General features: G+C 43.9%; 9 protein-coding genes and 1 other RNA gene. 8 read left to right on the top strand and 2 right to left on the bottom strand.

Features of this window, described 5'->3' with window-relative positions; genetic code table 11:
- The first annotated feature begins 46 nt into the window (after positions 1 to 46).
- The 5 genes from ABKW31_RS08180 to ABKW31_RS08160 all read left to right on the top strand — a co-directional run bounded on the left by ABKW31_RS08180 (position 47) and on the right by ABKW31_RS08160 (position 4,159).
- Entirely contained in the window at positions 47 to 718 is a 672-nt protein-coding gene (locus ABKW31_RS08180; RefSeq protein WP_348616031.1) for a MotA/TolQ/ExbB proton channel family protein, read from the top strand.
- A 22-nt stretch (positions 719 to 740) separates the two neighbouring features.
- Positions 741 to 1,304: a biopolymer transporter ExbD gene (locus ABKW31_RS08175; protein ID WP_348615832.1), complete on the top strand. Its 564-nt coding sequence runs from the start codon at positions 741 to 743 to the stop codon at positions 1,302 to 1,304.
- Positions 1,305 to 1,327: 23 nt separating this feature from the next.
- The gene (locus ABKW31_RS08170; RefSeq protein WP_348615831.1) at positions 1,328 to 1,876 is read left to right on the top strand and encodes a biopolymer transporter ExbD; all 549 of its coding nucleotides are present in this window, start codon (positions 1,328 to 1,330) and stop codon (positions 1,874 to 1,876) included.
- Entirely contained in the window at positions 1,873 to 2,898 is a 1,026-nt protein-coding gene (locus ABKW31_RS08165) for an AgmX/PglI C-terminal domain-containing protein (protein ID WP_348615830.1), read from the top strand. Before ABKW31_RS08170 ends, ABKW31_RS08165 begins: the two co-directional genes overlap by 4 nt.
- Before the next feature lie 280 nt (positions 2,899 to 3,178).
- Entirely contained in the window at positions 3,179 to 4,159 is a 981-nt protein-coding gene (locus ABKW31_RS08160) for a transposase (protein ID WP_348615829.1), read from the top strand.
- Between the two features lie 450 nt (positions 4,160 to 4,609).
- Here ABKW31_RS08160 and ABKW31_RS08155 read toward each other — a convergent pair whose 3' ends face one another.
- Positions 4,610 to 7,711 carry an efflux RND transporter permease subunit gene (locus ABKW31_RS08155; protein ID WP_348615828.1) on the bottom strand — a complete coding sequence of 1,034 codons (3,102 nt, stop codon included), beginning with the start codon at positions 7,709 to 7,711 and terminating at the stop codon, positions 4,610 to 4,612.
- Between the two features lie 9 nt (positions 7,712 to 7,720).
- Complete coding sequence (locus ABKW31_RS08150) at positions 7,721 to 8,755, bottom strand: efflux RND transporter periplasmic adaptor subunit (RefSeq protein ID WP_348615827.1); 1,035 nt, start codon at positions 8,753 to 8,755, stop codon at positions 7,721 to 7,723.
- 411 nt (positions 8,756 to 9,166) lie between these two features.
- Here ABKW31_RS08150 and rnpB point away from each other — a divergent pair.
- From rnpB to ABKW31_RS08135, 3 genes are all read left to right on the top strand, one after another.
- An RNA gene (gene rnpB / locus ABKW31_RS08145) (RNase P RNA component class A) lies at positions 9,167 to 9,536 on the top strand.
- Positions 9,537 to 10,412: 876 nt separating this feature from the next.
- Positions 10,413 to 13,442, top strand: a complete 3,030-nt coding sequence (locus ABKW31_RS08140; protein ID WP_348615826.1) for a chemotaxis protein CheB — start codon at positions 10,413 to 10,415, stop codon at positions 13,440 to 13,442.
- Positions 13,439 to 15,535 carry a PAS domain S-box protein gene (locus ABKW31_RS08135; protein ID WP_348615825.1) on the top strand — a complete coding sequence of 699 codons (2,097 nt, stop codon included), beginning with the start codon at positions 13,439 to 13,441 and terminating at the stop codon, positions 15,533 to 15,535. Before ABKW31_RS08140 ends, ABKW31_RS08135 begins: the two co-directional genes overlap by 4 nt.
- The last annotated feature ends 177 nt before the right edge of the window (positions 15,536 to 15,712 follow it).

Genomic DNA, 15,712 nt, shown 5'->3' with positions numbered 1-15,712 from the left:
CGTAAATTTCGGTATAGTGCAGTTATATTTACTCTGGGAGTTTTAAATAGACATGTTTGACGTAATCGTGCGGTTTTTTCAAGAAGGTGGAGCTTTTATGTTCCCCATCGCCATTGTATTAGCTTTGGGTTTAGCCATTGCTATTGAACGTTTCTTTTTTCTAAGTGTGGCCAAACGGGTGAATAAAAAAGCTTTTGCTCAGATGGAACCCATGCTTAATAAAAATAACTATGCCGGAGTGCTAAGCTTTGCTAGCACCGATACCGCGCCGATTAGTCGTATTATTGGTGCAGGTATGGCGCGCTTAAATCACAGTCAACGTCGCGAAGATATTGAATACGCCATGGAAGAAGGTTTGATGGAAACCACTCCTCGCTTAGAAAAACGTACTGCCTATCTAGCTACTTTGGCCAATATCTCAACATTGTTAGGCTTACTAGGTACTATCATTGGTTTGATTGCTGCGTTTTCAGCGGTCGCTACCGCCGATCCTTCAGAAAAAGCCAGCCTTTTGTCACAAAGCATATCAGTAGCGATGAATACCACCGCCTTTGGCTTGATTGCCGCTATTCCACTGCTAGCGTTTCATTCCGTCCTACAAACTAAAACCACCGAAATAATCGACAGCATGGAAATGGCTGGGGTGAAGTGTTTGAATTTATTGATTGCTCGTCACGAATTGAATACCCAGTCTCGTCAATCTGATCGCTCTGAATAAAGTCAAGTAGCGGGAGAGACTTATGGCAAGAACTAGCAGAGGGCGAGGGGCCAAAAAACCTGATGCCGAACTCGATATCACCTCGTTTATGAACTTGATGATAGTACTGGTGCCAGTGTTATTGATGATGATGGTTTTTTCACGTATTACGGTACTTGATTTGACCTTACCTGAATTAGGTGACGCCAGTGAAATGCCTATTGATATCAAAGATCAGCGCTTAGAAATTGTGGTTCGAGCCAACAACATCGCCGTGTATTACCCACAAGGTTACTTAGTAAAAGACCTGCCTTTGATTGACCAAGGCTATGACTATGCTGGGTTGCAAAACACCTTGAAACAGGTCAAACAAAACCTTTTGAGTCAAGATATTGATAAAAAAGCCGCCACCTTGCTGCTAGAAGAAGACATTCCTTATCAAGCTATCGTGGCATTAATGGATACTACCCGTTCCTATCCCGATGTGGTGATTGCTAGTGTGGTTGAAGCAGAGTTGTTTCCTGAAATATCACTGGGTGATGCACCAATCGATGGTCGCGTATTTGATGAAACGCCAGCACCAGCCATTCCTGGCGGCATTAATTAATATGTGCAGACTAGGATAATAATATGAAAAAATCTGCCAGAGCTATGCGTATGGCCCGTCATCACCAAAGAATGGCTAAAGACTCAAAACTGAGCTTGGTTTCCTTAATGGATATTTTTACCATTTTGGTGTTTTTCTTGATGTTAAATGCCTCTGATGTGCAAGTGCTACAAAACAGTAAAAGTGTTGAATTACCGCAGTCCAGCGCAAAACAAGCGGCAAAAGAAACCTTGGTATTGATGATCAACAATAATGAGTTGATTTTACAAGGTCGTAAATTGGTGGACGTAGCCGCCATTATGGCTCGTGAAGAAGAACAAATCGTTGAATTGAGCACTGAGTTAGCCTATCAAATCACCAAGTCGAGCAATGTCTTAGTGGATGAAAACGGTGAGCCGGTTGATAGAGCCATCACCATTATGGGTGACAAAAGTATTCCTTACGCCTTGTTAAAACGCATAATGCAAACTTGTGCTCAGGCCGGTTTTACCAATATCTCCTTAGCGGTAGAAAGTATTGAACAAAAAAGCCAAACTGCAACTGTAGCCAATGCTAACGGTGGTCAAGCATGAATGTTGCCTTAGCCACCGAGCAGCGTAAAAGTCTGCCACAGAATCCCTTTATTTCGGTATTACCGTGGTCATCAAGCGCGACAGAGGATAGACGTTTTAAGCAAATGTGTGGGCTGATTTTAGTCTTAACCTTAATATTGGCGGCATTAGTGAAATGGCAAGAATTGCCAGACAAACCCCGTGAAGAAAAAGAGAAAATACCGCCGCAACTAACCCGTTTAATTAAACCGGTAAAAGTAGAGCCACCTAAACCTATTGTTGAACCTAAACCTATTCCTGAGCCAGAAAAACCAGTGCCAGAAAAGCCACTGCCAGAAAAGAAACCACCCCCTCCTAAGGTTGAGAAACCTAAAGAAGTTAAAAAAATTGAACCGCCTAAGGTTAAAGTGCCAACACAGGCTGAATTAACCGAGCAAGCCAAACAAAAAGCCAAACAAAGTGGGTTGTTAGCCTTACAAGATGATTTGGCCAGCATGCGTGAAACGCCCAGTATTAATAATTTAGCCAATACCGATAGTATTAAAGGCGCCGGTACCAGTGACGAAACTCAACGAAAATTTGTGGGTAAAAAAGTCAGTGGTGCAAGTGGCGGTGTTGATACTACACAACTGAGCACTGACACAGGCTCAAAAGGTGAATTAGCAGAACGTAAAAATACTGAATACGTCGCCCCTAATGAAGGTTTAGCCTCCTTAGCTGCCCAACAAGCCAGTAATGAAGACACAGTAGTAGGCAACCGCAGTACTGAATCTATTCGTCAGGTATTAGACGCCAATAAGGGCGGTATTTATGCCATTTATCGTCGCGCCTTGCGCTCTGATGCAAGTTTGCAAGGTAAGCTAACCGTCAATATTCAAATTGAACCAGATGGCAGTGTATCGGATGTTAAATTGCTTATAAGCGAATTAGATTCCCCCGATTTGGAGAACGATTTGATTGCCAGAATTAAACTCATCAATTTTGGCCAACAAAACGTCAGCCTCACTTTACTCGACTACTCGTTTAACTTTTTACCTTTTTAGACACCGCACCAAAATTCAGTAGTTTGCTCCGTAGGTATGTTATTAACTGCGCGCAAACTATTAGTCTGTTGTAGGCGTTGCTGGTAAGGGGTGTTATTTAGCAGCGAACAAAAAGTGAATAGCGACAAGCAGAAATCTGCACTCCATCAAACTGTAAGGCAAGATAAGCGCAAAGCCATTACCCAAAGAGTCCCCTTTAATGAGACACCCATCTTTAAATTGAAAAATTTCCAATCTGAACTAAGCTTTAAAGACTAAACATAACCACGGATGGTCTGTTATGCCTCAGTCTCGAAAAAGCCAAATCAGCCTTATTGCTACTCCTTATTACCACTGTGTTTCCCGATGTGTTCGTCGTTCATTTTTGTGTGGCCAAGATATAATCACAGGCCAAAGTTATGAGCATCGGCGTGGCTGGGTAGAAAAGCGCTTGTTATTTTTATCTTCTGTTTTTTCTATTGATATCGCGGCTTATGCTGTGATGAGTAACCATACTCATGTGGTGTTACATGTGGACAAAAAGCAAGCACAAAGTTGGTCAATGAATGAAGTGCTTGAGTGTTGGCATCGTTTACATAAAGGCACATTAATAAGCCAAAAATATATTAACGGCGATAAGCTAAGCGAGAGTGAATTACTTACATTATATGAAACGGTTGACGTTTATCGTCAGCGCTTATATAGCATCAGTTGGTTTATGCGTAATCTGAATGAATACATTGCCAGAGAGGCAAATAAAGAAGACGAATGTACCGGCAGATTTTGGGAGGGCAGATTCAAGTCCCAAGCCTTATTAGATGAAAGTGCAGTGTTGGCGTGCATGGCTTATGTTGACTTAAACCCTATCAGGGCAAAGATAAGCAGTGCGCCTGAAACCTCCAATCACACCAGCATTAAAAAGCGTATTCAAACACTACTTAAGGGTAGGCAACCCCGCAACCTGATGCGTTTTGTCGGTAACCATCGACATAATATGCCTAAAGGCATTGCTTATAGCCTTGTTGATTATTGTGAGCTAGTGGATTGTACAGGTCGCTGTATTCGAGAAGATAAAACTGGTCACATAGATAGTCATCAACATCCTATTTTAGAGCGACTCGGTATTAATACTGAACAATGGCTTACCTTGACTACAGAGTTTGAAAAGCACTTCAGCACTGCCGTTGGCAGCGAAAATATGATGCAACAATATAAAAGGTGTACCCAGCATCAACGAATACGAGGTATGGGCAAAGCAAAGGCCTTATTTAAAAAAGCATAAATCTCATTAAGCAATAACTAGCTAGCATCAAGAGACTGTTAGCCCAGAAGGCTGCCTGCGATTTGCAAAAAACAGACATTTACAGTTTTGTTGTTTATCTTCGTGTTAATACCCAAAGTATTTGGCTGCTTAGTTAATAAAGTTTGCGTATCTCTAATGAAAAAATTGGATATTTAGCGGATTTTTGAAATGCCTATTTTACAATGGCTGTCTTTATTAACTGGTTTTTTGAAACACCTATTTAAAATGACTGTCTCAATTAATTCTAGAACAGGTGCAGGCATCGTCAACAAAGACCGAAGTAAATGGGCGACACGCTCTACAAGTTATGCCATAGAAGGTACTTTTTGCATAATGCGATGCAAGCTTATCAGCAACTCAATATGCGTGGTACCGACCAATGATCGATGGGCAATACAGTCATATCAGAAAACCGAGCCCCTTATTTGGCTAATGGTCTAACGTTTCTACTTGCTGCATTTCTTTTTCTAAGCGTTCACTTTCATCTGCTCGAGGCTTAACTAGGCGAGCTAAGGCCAAATATAATACCGGCGTCAAAAACAGCGTAAATAATACGGCAAAACCAAGGCCACCAAATACTACCCAGCCAATAGCGTTGCGTGCTTCAGCTCCTGCACCACTTGAGAGTATGAGGGGTAAACCACCCAATAAAGTCGATACTAAGGTCATGGTGATGGGTCTCAGGCGAATTAAAGCGGCTTTTTCTACTGCTTCACGCACGCTCAAGCCCTTGTCGCGCAATTGGTCAGCAAACTCCACCAGTAAAATCGAGTTTTTGGCGAGTAGACCGATCAGCATGACTAAGCCGATTTGCGAATAGATATTGATGCTGGTATTGGTTAAATACAGGGCAAATAATGCTGCTGCAATACCAAAGGGTACAGTTAACATCACGACTACTGCACTGTTGATGCTTTCAAATTGTGCGGCAAGTACTAGCAGGACAATAACAAAAGCCAAAACATAAGTGAGAGTGACTTCTCGGGCAGTTTCTTCATAGGCGAGCGCTTCGCCTAAAAAGACAATACCGACGTTGTCGGGCAGCACATCTTCCGCCATTTGGTTAATGATACCAACTGCAACATCGATGGGCATTTTTTCGGGTAGCTCTAAATCAATCTCAATGGCGCGGCGCTGAGCATGACGTTCTAACTCCGCAGCAACGCCTTCTTCGCGAATAGTAGCCAAGCTAGACAAGGGCACTAAAGTGCCGCCTTGTGACCCCACATATAAGTTTGCCAAATCAGATGGGTCACTAATAGCCGCACGATTTGCCTGCAATATTATGGGTACGGCTTGATCGCCCACGTTTAAGTCGGCCACGTCGTCACCATTAATGGCTGCGCGCAGGGTAGTGGCAATATCGTTGAGCGGAACGTCCAGTTCTTCGGCCCGTTGGCGGTCAATTTCTACGCGCAATTGAGGTTGAGTGGGCTGGTAAGAAATATTTGGTTTTCCAAACTCAGGGTATTCAGCCTCTAATTGATTTGAAAAAGCCACCGCGGCGGCAAAAATCTGTGCATAAGTTTGGCCCGTAAGGGCGATTTCTAAGCCCCCGCCTTGGCCCCGTAAACTCAAGCTATTGGTGCCAAAAGCACGCCCGGGTGCTCCGGGTATATTGCCTAATGGTCCGCGTATCTGCTCAATGATCTCCTGCTGGCTTTGGCTACGCTGTGACCAATCTTTGAGTGGTGCGGTTATAGAAACAATATTGGGGTCCCACTGGCCTACTACGGTATAGATTGAATCCATTTCACCGCTATCAACAAATGGTTGCAGAATGTCTTCCATTTGTTGGGCTTGGCGATCCATAAAATTAAGACCCACGCCGTCGGGGCCGCGTGCAAATACCCTGATTAAACCACGGTCTTCACTGGGCAATAGCTGGTTTTCTAATTGCCAGTACAAACTGGCGGCACCTGAAGCAGATAGTAAGCTGATAAAAAACACTAACCAAGCGTGATTTAAACTCCATTTAAGCGCTATTTCGTAGCCTTTAAGTAGAGTGTTGCCTAAGGCGGCAAAAATATGTTTTTTGTTTTTATCACGATTGGACAATTTAGCCGTTAACGCTGGTACCAAAGACAAGGCGACAAAAGAAGAAATAATCACCGCACCGGCTAATACGCCTCCAAATTCACGAAATAACCTGCCCGCAGTAGAGGGTAAAAAAGCGATAGGTACAAAAACTGCCGCCAACACGGCCGTGGTGGCCAGTACCGCAAAAAACACTTCACGGGTACCAATTACCGCTGCAGCTCTGCTACCTAAGCCCATTGTGCGGCGTCGTTGAATATTCTCGGATACCACAATGGCATCGTCTACAATTAGACCAGTAGCTAATACTAAGGCCAATAAAGTAAGAATATTGATGGAAAAACCTAATGCCCAAATAACGGCCAATACCCCAATTAACGATACGGGGATAGATAACGCGGGCACTATGGTGGCACGCCACGAGCCAATAAATACCCACAAGGTAGCCACAACTAGCAGTATTGTGAGCAATAAAGACGTTAAAACCTCTGAGACCGAGCCACGAATAAACTCGGCATCATCAGAGGTAACCTGAATTTTTAAATCAGAAAAACGTTCATCTAAAGTCGCCACTAAAGCCAGAACTTCATCAGAAATTTCGATGGTATTAGAGCGTGCTTGACGAATGATCTCTAAGCCAATGACCGGCACGCCGTTTAAGCGCACCAAGTTACGACCATCGGCAGGACCGAAATATACGTCAGCCACATCACCAATTCGAGTGTCGCCGTCGATAATGATATCTTTGACTTGTTGTGCTGTTACCGAGGTGGCATCGGCTCGCACGATCAACTGATGATCGGTGGAGCGAAAGCTACCGGCTGGCACATCAAAAGGGGCTTGGCGCAAAACACTGGCCACTTGGGATACGGTCAAGCCGTAACTGGTTAAACGCAATGGGTCGAGCATTACCCTCAGTACCCGTTGTCGGTCACCATTTAAACGCACGTCGGCAACCCCAGGAATACTTAAAAATAGCGGGGCTAAGTCTTTATCTACACGCTCGGTCATGCTTTCTAAATCAAGTTCACTGCTCGAAATAGCGAGGCTTACCACCGATTCAGCGTCATTATCAGCTTTTATTACCGAAACCTGTTCTACGTCATCAGGTAGCTCACGTTGAACTCGGCTGACTGATTCACGTGTTTCATTGGCGGCATCATCTAGATCAATACCGGGGCGAAACTCCACCACAATGCGTGAACTATTTTCTTCACTTTGCGCGCGTATGGATTTTACCCCACTGACTCTTGCGACCGCACCTTCGAGGCGGCTGGTGATTTCAGTATCGATTGTTTCTGGCGAGCCACCCGGCAGCACTGCACGAACCGTTAGCACTGGACGGTCAACATCGGGTAATTCACGCACTTCTATGGCATTAATCGCGGCAAGCCCCGCGATCATGACTAGCAGATTCAATACAATAATTAGAATCGGTCGACGAATCGACAAAGAGGGTAAGTCGTTGCTAAGTAATTGCATATTGAGTTTCATAATGTGCCCTTAGTTAGCTGGTTGGTAAGTGACTGCTTGGCCTGAACGCAAGCGCTGGATCCCTTCGGCAATAAGTAGCTGGCCTTCGGTTAGTTTGCCGTCTACTAATATTCGACCCGCCAAACGCTGCTTTATTGCTACATCGATCCGCTGCGCTTTTTGTTGTTCAACTACCCAAACATAGGCTCCAACCGCATCCCACATCAATGCTACTTCAGGAATAGACGCAAAACGTTGGCCTTCGAGCAGTAGCTCAACTCGGAAACTCATGCCGGGGCGAAACTTATCTTCTTTGTTGTCTAATAAGGCCCGTACTCTAAATGAACGACTGGCTATATCAATACGCGAATCAACCTGACTAATCACAGCGTCAACTGGGGTTTGGGCACTTAGCCACGGCCGCAAGGTTAATGTAGGTTTGCCACTGAGCATGGGCAGGGCAATTTCAGGCGCAGTAAAATTAACAAATAATTCTGTGCGATTATCTAAGGTGGTTATTGGGGTTTGAACAGTGATCCGGTCGCCTACTTCAACATCGGTAAAGCCGACAACGCCTGCAAAGGGAGCGCGTACCACTCGATCTTGTAACTCAACTTCAGCCTCTTGCACGGCTACTTTGCTTAAGTTGTAGAGAGTAATGGCATCATCTAATTCATTTTGAGGCACAGCACCTGAGGCTCTACTTTCCTTTAAGCGTGTGACGGTGCGTTTAGCGTCATCAAGAACGATTTGCCCGCGTTCTAAGGCAACTCGCTGACGACGGTCGTCTAAGTGCACTAATATTTGGTTTTTTTCGACGCGATCGCCTGGGGCAAATAACACCTCTATTACACGGTCAGCCACTGCAGGGAAAAGCACTACAGAATAAATAGCTTCAGCAGTGCCAACCGACTGAACACGCTCTCTATCATTTTCGAATTGGATGGGACTGACAATTACATTAGCTGGGGGGCTTTCACCGCGTTGTTGGGCTGACAACTGAAATGCACAGGTGATGAGTAAAAGAAACGCCATCCTGAGTTTTGGCTTTATGTTGTTTATCATTAACGTCCCTTATAAAGATTCTTTGCGCCTCCTAAGTGGAACGCTATTTAGATCGGTTTGTAGATAGAGCATATTTTGAAGTTGTTATACGCTTACAATAACAAATTTGATCAACTAAGTCGTCGATATAAGGTGAGCACTACTAACTGTTTGCTTGACTCGCGTGCTTAGCAAGGGGAAAGCTTCTTACGCAGCGCAAGGCGTGGTTCTGAGCTCAGACTTTGCTGCTATTTAAGCTATGTAAAGCAATTAAGTAGTTAGGCCATTTACGCAGACACCCATCCTAATTCCTTAATTAATGTAGAATTAAACAACGGTTCTGTTAGTTGTCAGCTAAGCAAAAAAGCTATGCTCAATCATTGTATTAATTATATTTGTTTTAGCTTGGCAACCTGCGTAGAATCCGCGACCGGAGTTGGCCAGGCAATCGTCGCTTATCGGGCATTCGTGTGTTGATAAGGGGAGGAAAGTCCGGGCTCCATAGGGCAGGGTGCCAGGTAATGCCTGGGCGGCGCAAGCCGACGACAAGTGCAGCAGAGAGGAGACCGCCTGTTGGTTATTCGTAACCAATCGGTAAGGGTGAAAGGGTGCGGTAAGAGCGCACCGCGCCGCTGGCAACAGTGTGTGGCAAGGTAAACTCCACCCGGAGCAAGACCAAATAGGATCTCATATGGCGCGGCCCGCGCTTGGGATCGGGTGTGTTGCTTGAGCCAGTGAGTGATTGCTGGCCTAGATGAATGATTGCCCTCGACAGAACCCGGCTTATCGGCCAACTCCGACTTATTGATTTTAAAGCATTTTTTATGTTTTAAAGAGTTTAGGGCTACAAAAATTGCTACAGTGAAATAAGGAATACTTATGCTTGCTGTAGCTAATTTCCCCCCTCTTTATTGTCGTAACCGACGCAACTAATTAACACTCAAACATCACTAAAGCAGATTTTCTTAAAGACTAAGACTGTGTCTCAATATTAACCGTTCGTGTCACAATTCAAATCACTGCTATTCACTACCTTAATGGTTGCCAAAATACAGTTCATTTAACTTAAATTACGCAGACACCCATTGCAATGTCATAAAATTTTTGAAAGGTATGACAATGATTACATTGGGTGTCTCATTAATTTTTTTTTGTCGTAATCGACGCAATTCATTAACACTCGAACATCACTAAAGCTGATTTTCTTAAAGATTAAGACTACGTCACAATCTTAACCGTTCATGTCACAAATCAAATCATTGCTATTTAATAGCTCAATGGTTGCCAAAATACAGTTCATTTAACTTAAATTACGCAGACACCCATTGCAATGTCATAAAATTTTTGAAAGGTATGACAATGATTACATTGGGTGTCTCATTAATTTTCTCATTTATAATCTATGATCTTGTAGGAATTTGCTCCGCAACGGAGTGGTTAGCTTTGAGCAATCGATTGACTATTTTTGATTGGAAAGATGCGCGAGATGGGTTTAGACTGATTTTAGTTTTAAAGTAAGTAGGACTAAAGTCAGTCAGATTACTCAATTATGGGTATGCGTTGCGCAAACTTTAACATAACGTTTTTTATTTAAGACTTTTCAATATTCGAAATCAGACAAGTGCTGGTCAGTGATTATCAGTTCATTGTATTTTCAGTTATCACTAGGTAGCAATGCATGACAAGCAAGAAGAACAAGCAGCCCACAGATCCGCTGAAAACTGAAAAAGTCGGCAGCGATCCTAAATTGAGTTCGAACATACCGGTAAAAGGCAGTTTCCCAGTTATTGGTATTGGAGCTTCTGCCGGTGGTTTGGCGGCGTTTGGTGCTTTTTTCTCTGGCATGCCTGCCGATAAAAGTATGGATATGGCGTTTTTGCTCGTGCAGCACCTTGCGCCAGATCACAAGAGTATCCTGACAGAATTATTACAGCAATATACGCCCATGACTGTAATTGAAGTTGAAGATGGCGTCACGGTGCAGGCAAATTGTGTTTACGTTATTCCGCCCAACCGCAACATGGCTTTTATTGATGGTACATTGCAATTACTTGAACCAGTGGCACCTCGAGGCCATCGTTTTCCCATCGATTTTTTATTTCGCTCTTTAGCCCAAGATCTGCATGAACAGGCGATATGTATAATTCTTTCTGGAACAGGAAGTGATGGTACGCTTGGCCTGCGTGAGATTAAAGGTGAGGGTGGTATGGCCATGGTGCAGAGCTTAGAATCTTGCGGTTTTGATGGCATGCTAAAAAACGCCATCGATACTGGCTTAGTAGACTATGTATTGCCGCCCGAGGACATGGCGGCGCAATTACTTGCCTTCACTGCACATGCCTTTAGCCGACCACGGGTACCTAACATTAATCCGCAACCCCAAACTGATAGTTTATTGAAAAAGTTATTTGTGTTGTTACGTGACAAGACCGGCCATGATTTTTCTGGGTATAAACAAAGTACTATTATTAGGCGCATTGAACGGCGGATGGCTGTGCATCAAATCGCAAAGCTTGATGGCTATGTTAAATATATGCAGCAGACGCCAAAAGAAACTGAGATGTTTTTTCGCGATTTGTTGATTGGGGTAACGGATTTTTTCCGCGATCCTGAAGCATTCGCCGAACTTGAGAAAGTGATCGATTCAGGCTTGTTTGACAACAAAGACAGCGGCAGTGAATTACGCGTTTGGGTGTGTGGTTGTTCTACCGGCGAAGAAGCTTATTCTATTGCCATTTTGCTACAGGAAAAGCTCGAGTCACTGTCTCATCAAGGTCTTCCTAGCGGATTTAAGGTGCAACTATTTGCCAGCGATATTAATCAACTGGCGATTGAGCAGGCTCGGCAAGGCTTTTTCTCAGAAAGTATAGCCAAAAATGTAACACCAGCTCGTTTAGAGCGTTATTTTAGTTTTGATGCTAAAACCAAGACGTATCGTATTCAAAAACGAATTCGCAATACTATTATTTTTTCTGAACAAGACGTTATTAAAGACCCACCCTTTTCTAAACTCGATCTGATCAGTTGTCGTAACCTGATGATCTACATGGGGCCAACACTGCAAAAGAAAATGATTTCCTTGTTTCACTTTGCTTTAAATCCGGGTGGTTTTTTGTTTTTAGGTACGTCTGAAACTATTGGTGAGATGACTACGTTATTTACTATGCTGGATCGTAAACAAAAATTGTATCAGCGTAAAACCGATGGTCATATCGCTAAACATCCCTCATTGGCATTGTCTTTGCCGCTTATTGCAACAGCCCGGCAGAGCAACCCAAAAGTGTTGCCATACAATGTTTCTCTGCAAGAGTTGGCTGAAAAAGCGCTACTACAACAAGTGGTTCAAGCGGGTGTTTTAGTCAACCGTAAGGGTGATATCCTCTATCTACATGGTCGAGCTGGAATGTATTTGGAGCCCGTTACTGGTGGGCTCGATTCTTATAATATCTTGAAAATGGCGCGTGAAGGCTTACAAGCTGAGTTAGTGGTCGCATTACACCAAGCGGCATTAGATAATACTATTGTGCGCCGCTCAAGTTTGCGGGTTAAAACTAATGCTCATTTCAGCACGATTAATCTAACTATCAGTCCCGTAGAGGCTGGCCTTGCTGCAGAATCTGCCAGCACGCTGTTTATGGTTGTATTAGAAGAAGCAGCAAGCCAGCTTGAAAGTTCGACAAATGTTTCTACCACGAGTGTAAGTCCCGATAGTAATGCACAGATAGTCAAGCTTGAACAAGCCTTGCTGGAAAAAGACAGCTATATTCAAAGTGTCAGCGAAGAACAACAAGCGGCCTTCGAAGAGCTTAAATCAGTAAACGAAGAGCTACAGTCGATCAATGAAGAGTTGCAATCGACCAATGAAGAACTCGAGACTTCTAAGGAAGAGCTGCAGTCGGTGAACGAAGAGCTAGCCACGACCAACGCAGAGTTACAAAACAAAGCACTTGAGTCGTCGCATCTCAGTAACGATATGAACAATCTTATCGTTGGGACCGGCATTGCCACCATATTTGTCGATTTAGAGCTTAAAATATTGCGTTTCACCCCGGGCTTAACCAAGATCATTAGTCTGATTGAGTCAGATATTGGTCGCCCCTTAAAAAACTTTACCTCAACTATAAGCGTTTATAATCAGCTAGAGAATGACTTGCAGTCGATGTTGCATAGCCTTATCCCTCGAGAGCTTGAAGTACAAACTATAGACGGTAACTATTACATGCTTGGTATGCTGCCTTATCGCACCACCGATAACCGGATAGAAGGAGCGGTAATTAATTTTATCAACATTACTGAACAGAAACAGGCAGAGATATCACTTAAAAAAGCCAACGATCAAATGCGTTTAGCAACAGTGGTGCGCGATGCCAATGATGCCATTTTACTGCAGGATCTCGATGGTAACATTATGGCTTGGAATGGGGCGGCACAAAAATTATATGGGTGGAGTGAAACAGAGGCCTTGGCGCTCAATATCGCCAAACTAGTACCCGCCGACTTACACAAGAAAGAGTTAAGTCGTATCAAGCAGTTAAGTCAAAAAGAGATTCTAGAAACCTATGAAACCAAACGTCTAACTAAAGACGGTTTGGTTATTGACGTATGGCTGACCGCCACAGGACTAATCAATAAGACGGGCGAAGTTTATGCCATTGCGACCACTGAGCGACATAATAAAAAAAGTCTAGGGCGGAAGCTTAAAGCATGACAGAGCGACCCACTCAAACGGATCAAGAGCTGCACCAACGCGCTGAACGATTGCTTGAATCCAACGAAGATGCAGACTCACTAACTGCTCATGCTTCAGATCCCCAGCGACTGCTGCATGAGCTGCAGGTGCATCAGGTCGTGTTAGAAATGCAAAATGAAGAGCTGCGCACTGCCCAGCAGCAACTAGAAGTGTCGCAGGCCCGTTATTTTGATCTCTATGATTTAGCGCCTGTTGGCTATTTGACCCTTGATAAACATCTATTAATTCAGGAATGCAATCTGTTCGCTGCCGGTATGATGGGCATGGATCGTAAGAAGTTGGTTAAAACGCCAGTCAACAAAATACTGCTAAAAGCAGACCGGATTATTTTCTATGACAAGCTTCAAGCGTGTGTTGCATCGGATATGCCCCAGCATTTTGAAATACGTCTGGTACGAGCCGACAAAGGGATTTTCTGGGGACTGCTGCAAGTGGTTGCTATGGACGAGGGCGAATACTGGTTAACGGTAACCGATATTTCCCGCAATAAACAAATACAAGCTCAGTTGCAGGAAAGTAATAGCAAGTTTAGTAGCGTTTTTGAGCAAGCCGCGGTGGGTGTGGCGCGGATAGGTCTAAATGGATCATGGTTGGAGGTGAATAAAAAACTGTGCGCTATTGTCGGCTACTCGCAACAAGAGCTCTTAAGTAAAACGTTTCAAGATATGACCCACCCAGAAGATTTAGGCATGTATCAAAACGCCTTTAATCAGCTTATTAATAATGAGATCAGCACCTACTCGAATGAAAAGCGTTGTTTAAATAGTAGTGGTGACATCGTTTGGGTCAATGTCACCATGAGTTTGGTAAAAGACAGCAATAATGCAGCGGATTATTTTATTGCCATCATTGAAAATATCACCAGCCAGAAAAACGAGGAAGCTAAGCAAATCAGCTTAACTGAGCAACTCCATCAAGCGCAAAAAACCGAAGCGATTGGCAATCTAGCCGGCGGTATTGCCCACGATTTTAATAATATGTTGGGCGTGATTCTTGGGCAGGCAGAACTGGTCATGAGCAAGTTGCCACCAAGTCATCCGCTGATAAAGCATATAGAAGCGATTACTAAAGCTGCCACTCATTCCGCTAAGCTTACTCGGCAACTACTCACCTTTGCCCGTAAACAAAACATTGAGCCCAAAGTACTGAATTTAAATGGCTCAGTATCAGCCATGATAGATATGCTGAATCGCCTGATAGGCGAGAGTATTCAATTGGCGTGGCAGCCAAGGGAAAACCTCTGGCCGGTTAAAGTGGATCCGACTCAACTTGATCAAGTCTTGGTTAATTTATGTATTAATGCCCGCGACGCGATTGCTGGCTCTGGGATCATTTCTATTAGTGTAAGCAACTGCATATTAGATGAGAACGATGAGGCAAATAAAGCCTATAATGTTCCGTCAGGCGAGTATGTAAAACTCTCTGTGAGCGACGATGGTTGTGGCATGGATCAAGCCACGATAAAGCATATATTCGAACCCTTTTACACTACTAAAGCGCCTGGTTCGGGTACGGGTTTAGGGCTGTCCTTCACCTTTGGTGCCGTTAAAATGAACGACGGCTTTATTAACGTTTTTAGCCAACCCGGACAGGGAACCACATTCAATACCTATTTTCGCAGAGTAGAGACCGTCGAAGACAGCGACCCAAAAAGCAAGCCAGCGCCAATTTCTCAGGCGACTGAAACCATACTTCTGGTCGAGGATGAGGAAATGTTACTCGAAGTTGAAACCGCTATGCTGGAAAATAGCGGCTACACAGTGCTGGCCGCGCCCTCTGGCATTATTGCCGAAGCCCTGCTTCGTGAGCACTTGTGTGAGATTGATCTATTAGTGACCGATGTCGTGATGCCTGAGATCAATGGTATCGATCTGGCCCTTAAATTAAGAGCCCTTTGCCCTCAGCTAAAAGTACTCTTTATGTCGGGCTATGCTGCCAGTGCGCTTGGCAAACAAGCTAATTTTGAACAAGGTTCTCATTTCTTACAAAAACCGTTTTCGCTTGAAGCACTGACGACTAAAGTTAGAGAGGTCTTGAACACAGAACTATAAGAGCCTCCAGTTCGATTTTTGCAATTTGTGCGCTGGTTTGGCTGACAAACTACATTGATAAGCGAGTAACACGCCTTAATTTTATTAGCACAAATGAGCACTTAATTGATGGGCCTATTAACTTATGACACAAGTTCAGAACTAATTGGCGAATAATAACAGTAGTATCGGTAGGTA

The organism is Paraglaciecola sp. 25GB23A, from assembly GCF_040012495.1.
Lineage (GTDB): Bacteria > Pseudomonadota > Gammaproteobacteria > Enterobacterales > Alteromonadaceae > Paraglaciecola.
The sequence above is the reverse complement of the archived record's forward strand: the minus strand, read 5'-3'. Positions and strand labels throughout refer to the sequence as shown.

What these genes read in the sequence shown, in the direction of transcription:
- ABKW31_RS08165 (WP_348615830.1), top strand. Translation starts at nt 1,873, where the DNA reads ATGAATGTTGCCTTAGCCACCGAGCAGCGTAAAAGTCTGCCACAGAAT.
- ABKW31_RS08160 (WP_348615829.1), top strand. Translation starts at nt 3,179, where the DNA reads ATGCCTCAGTCTCGAAAAAGCCAAATCAGCCTTATTGCTACTCCTTAT.
- ABKW31_RS08155 (WP_348615828.1), bottom strand. Translation starts at nt 7,711, where the DNA reads ATGAAACTCAATATGCAATTACTTAGCAACGACTTACCCTCTTTGTCG.
- ABKW31_RS08150 (WP_348615827.1), bottom strand. Translation starts at nt 8,755, where the DNA reads ATGATAAACAACATAAAGCCAAAACTCAGGATGGCGTTTCTTTTACTC.
- ABKW31_RS08135 (WP_348615825.1), top strand. Translation starts at nt 13,439, where the DNA reads ATGACAGAGCGACCCACTCAAACGGATCAAGAGCTGCACCAACGCGCT.
- ABKW31_RS08140 (WP_348615826.1), top strand. Translation starts at nt 10,413, where the DNA reads ATGACAAGCAAGAAGAACAAGCAGCCCACAGATCCGCTGAAAACTGAA.
- ABKW31_RS08170 (WP_348615831.1), top strand. Translation starts at nt 1,328, where the DNA reads ATGAAAAAATCTGCCAGAGCTATGCGTATGGCCCGTCATCACCAAAGA.
- ABKW31_RS08175 (WP_348615832.1), top strand. Translation starts at nt 741, where the DNA reads ATGGCAAGAACTAGCAGAGGGCGAGGGGCCAAAAAACCTGATGCCGAA.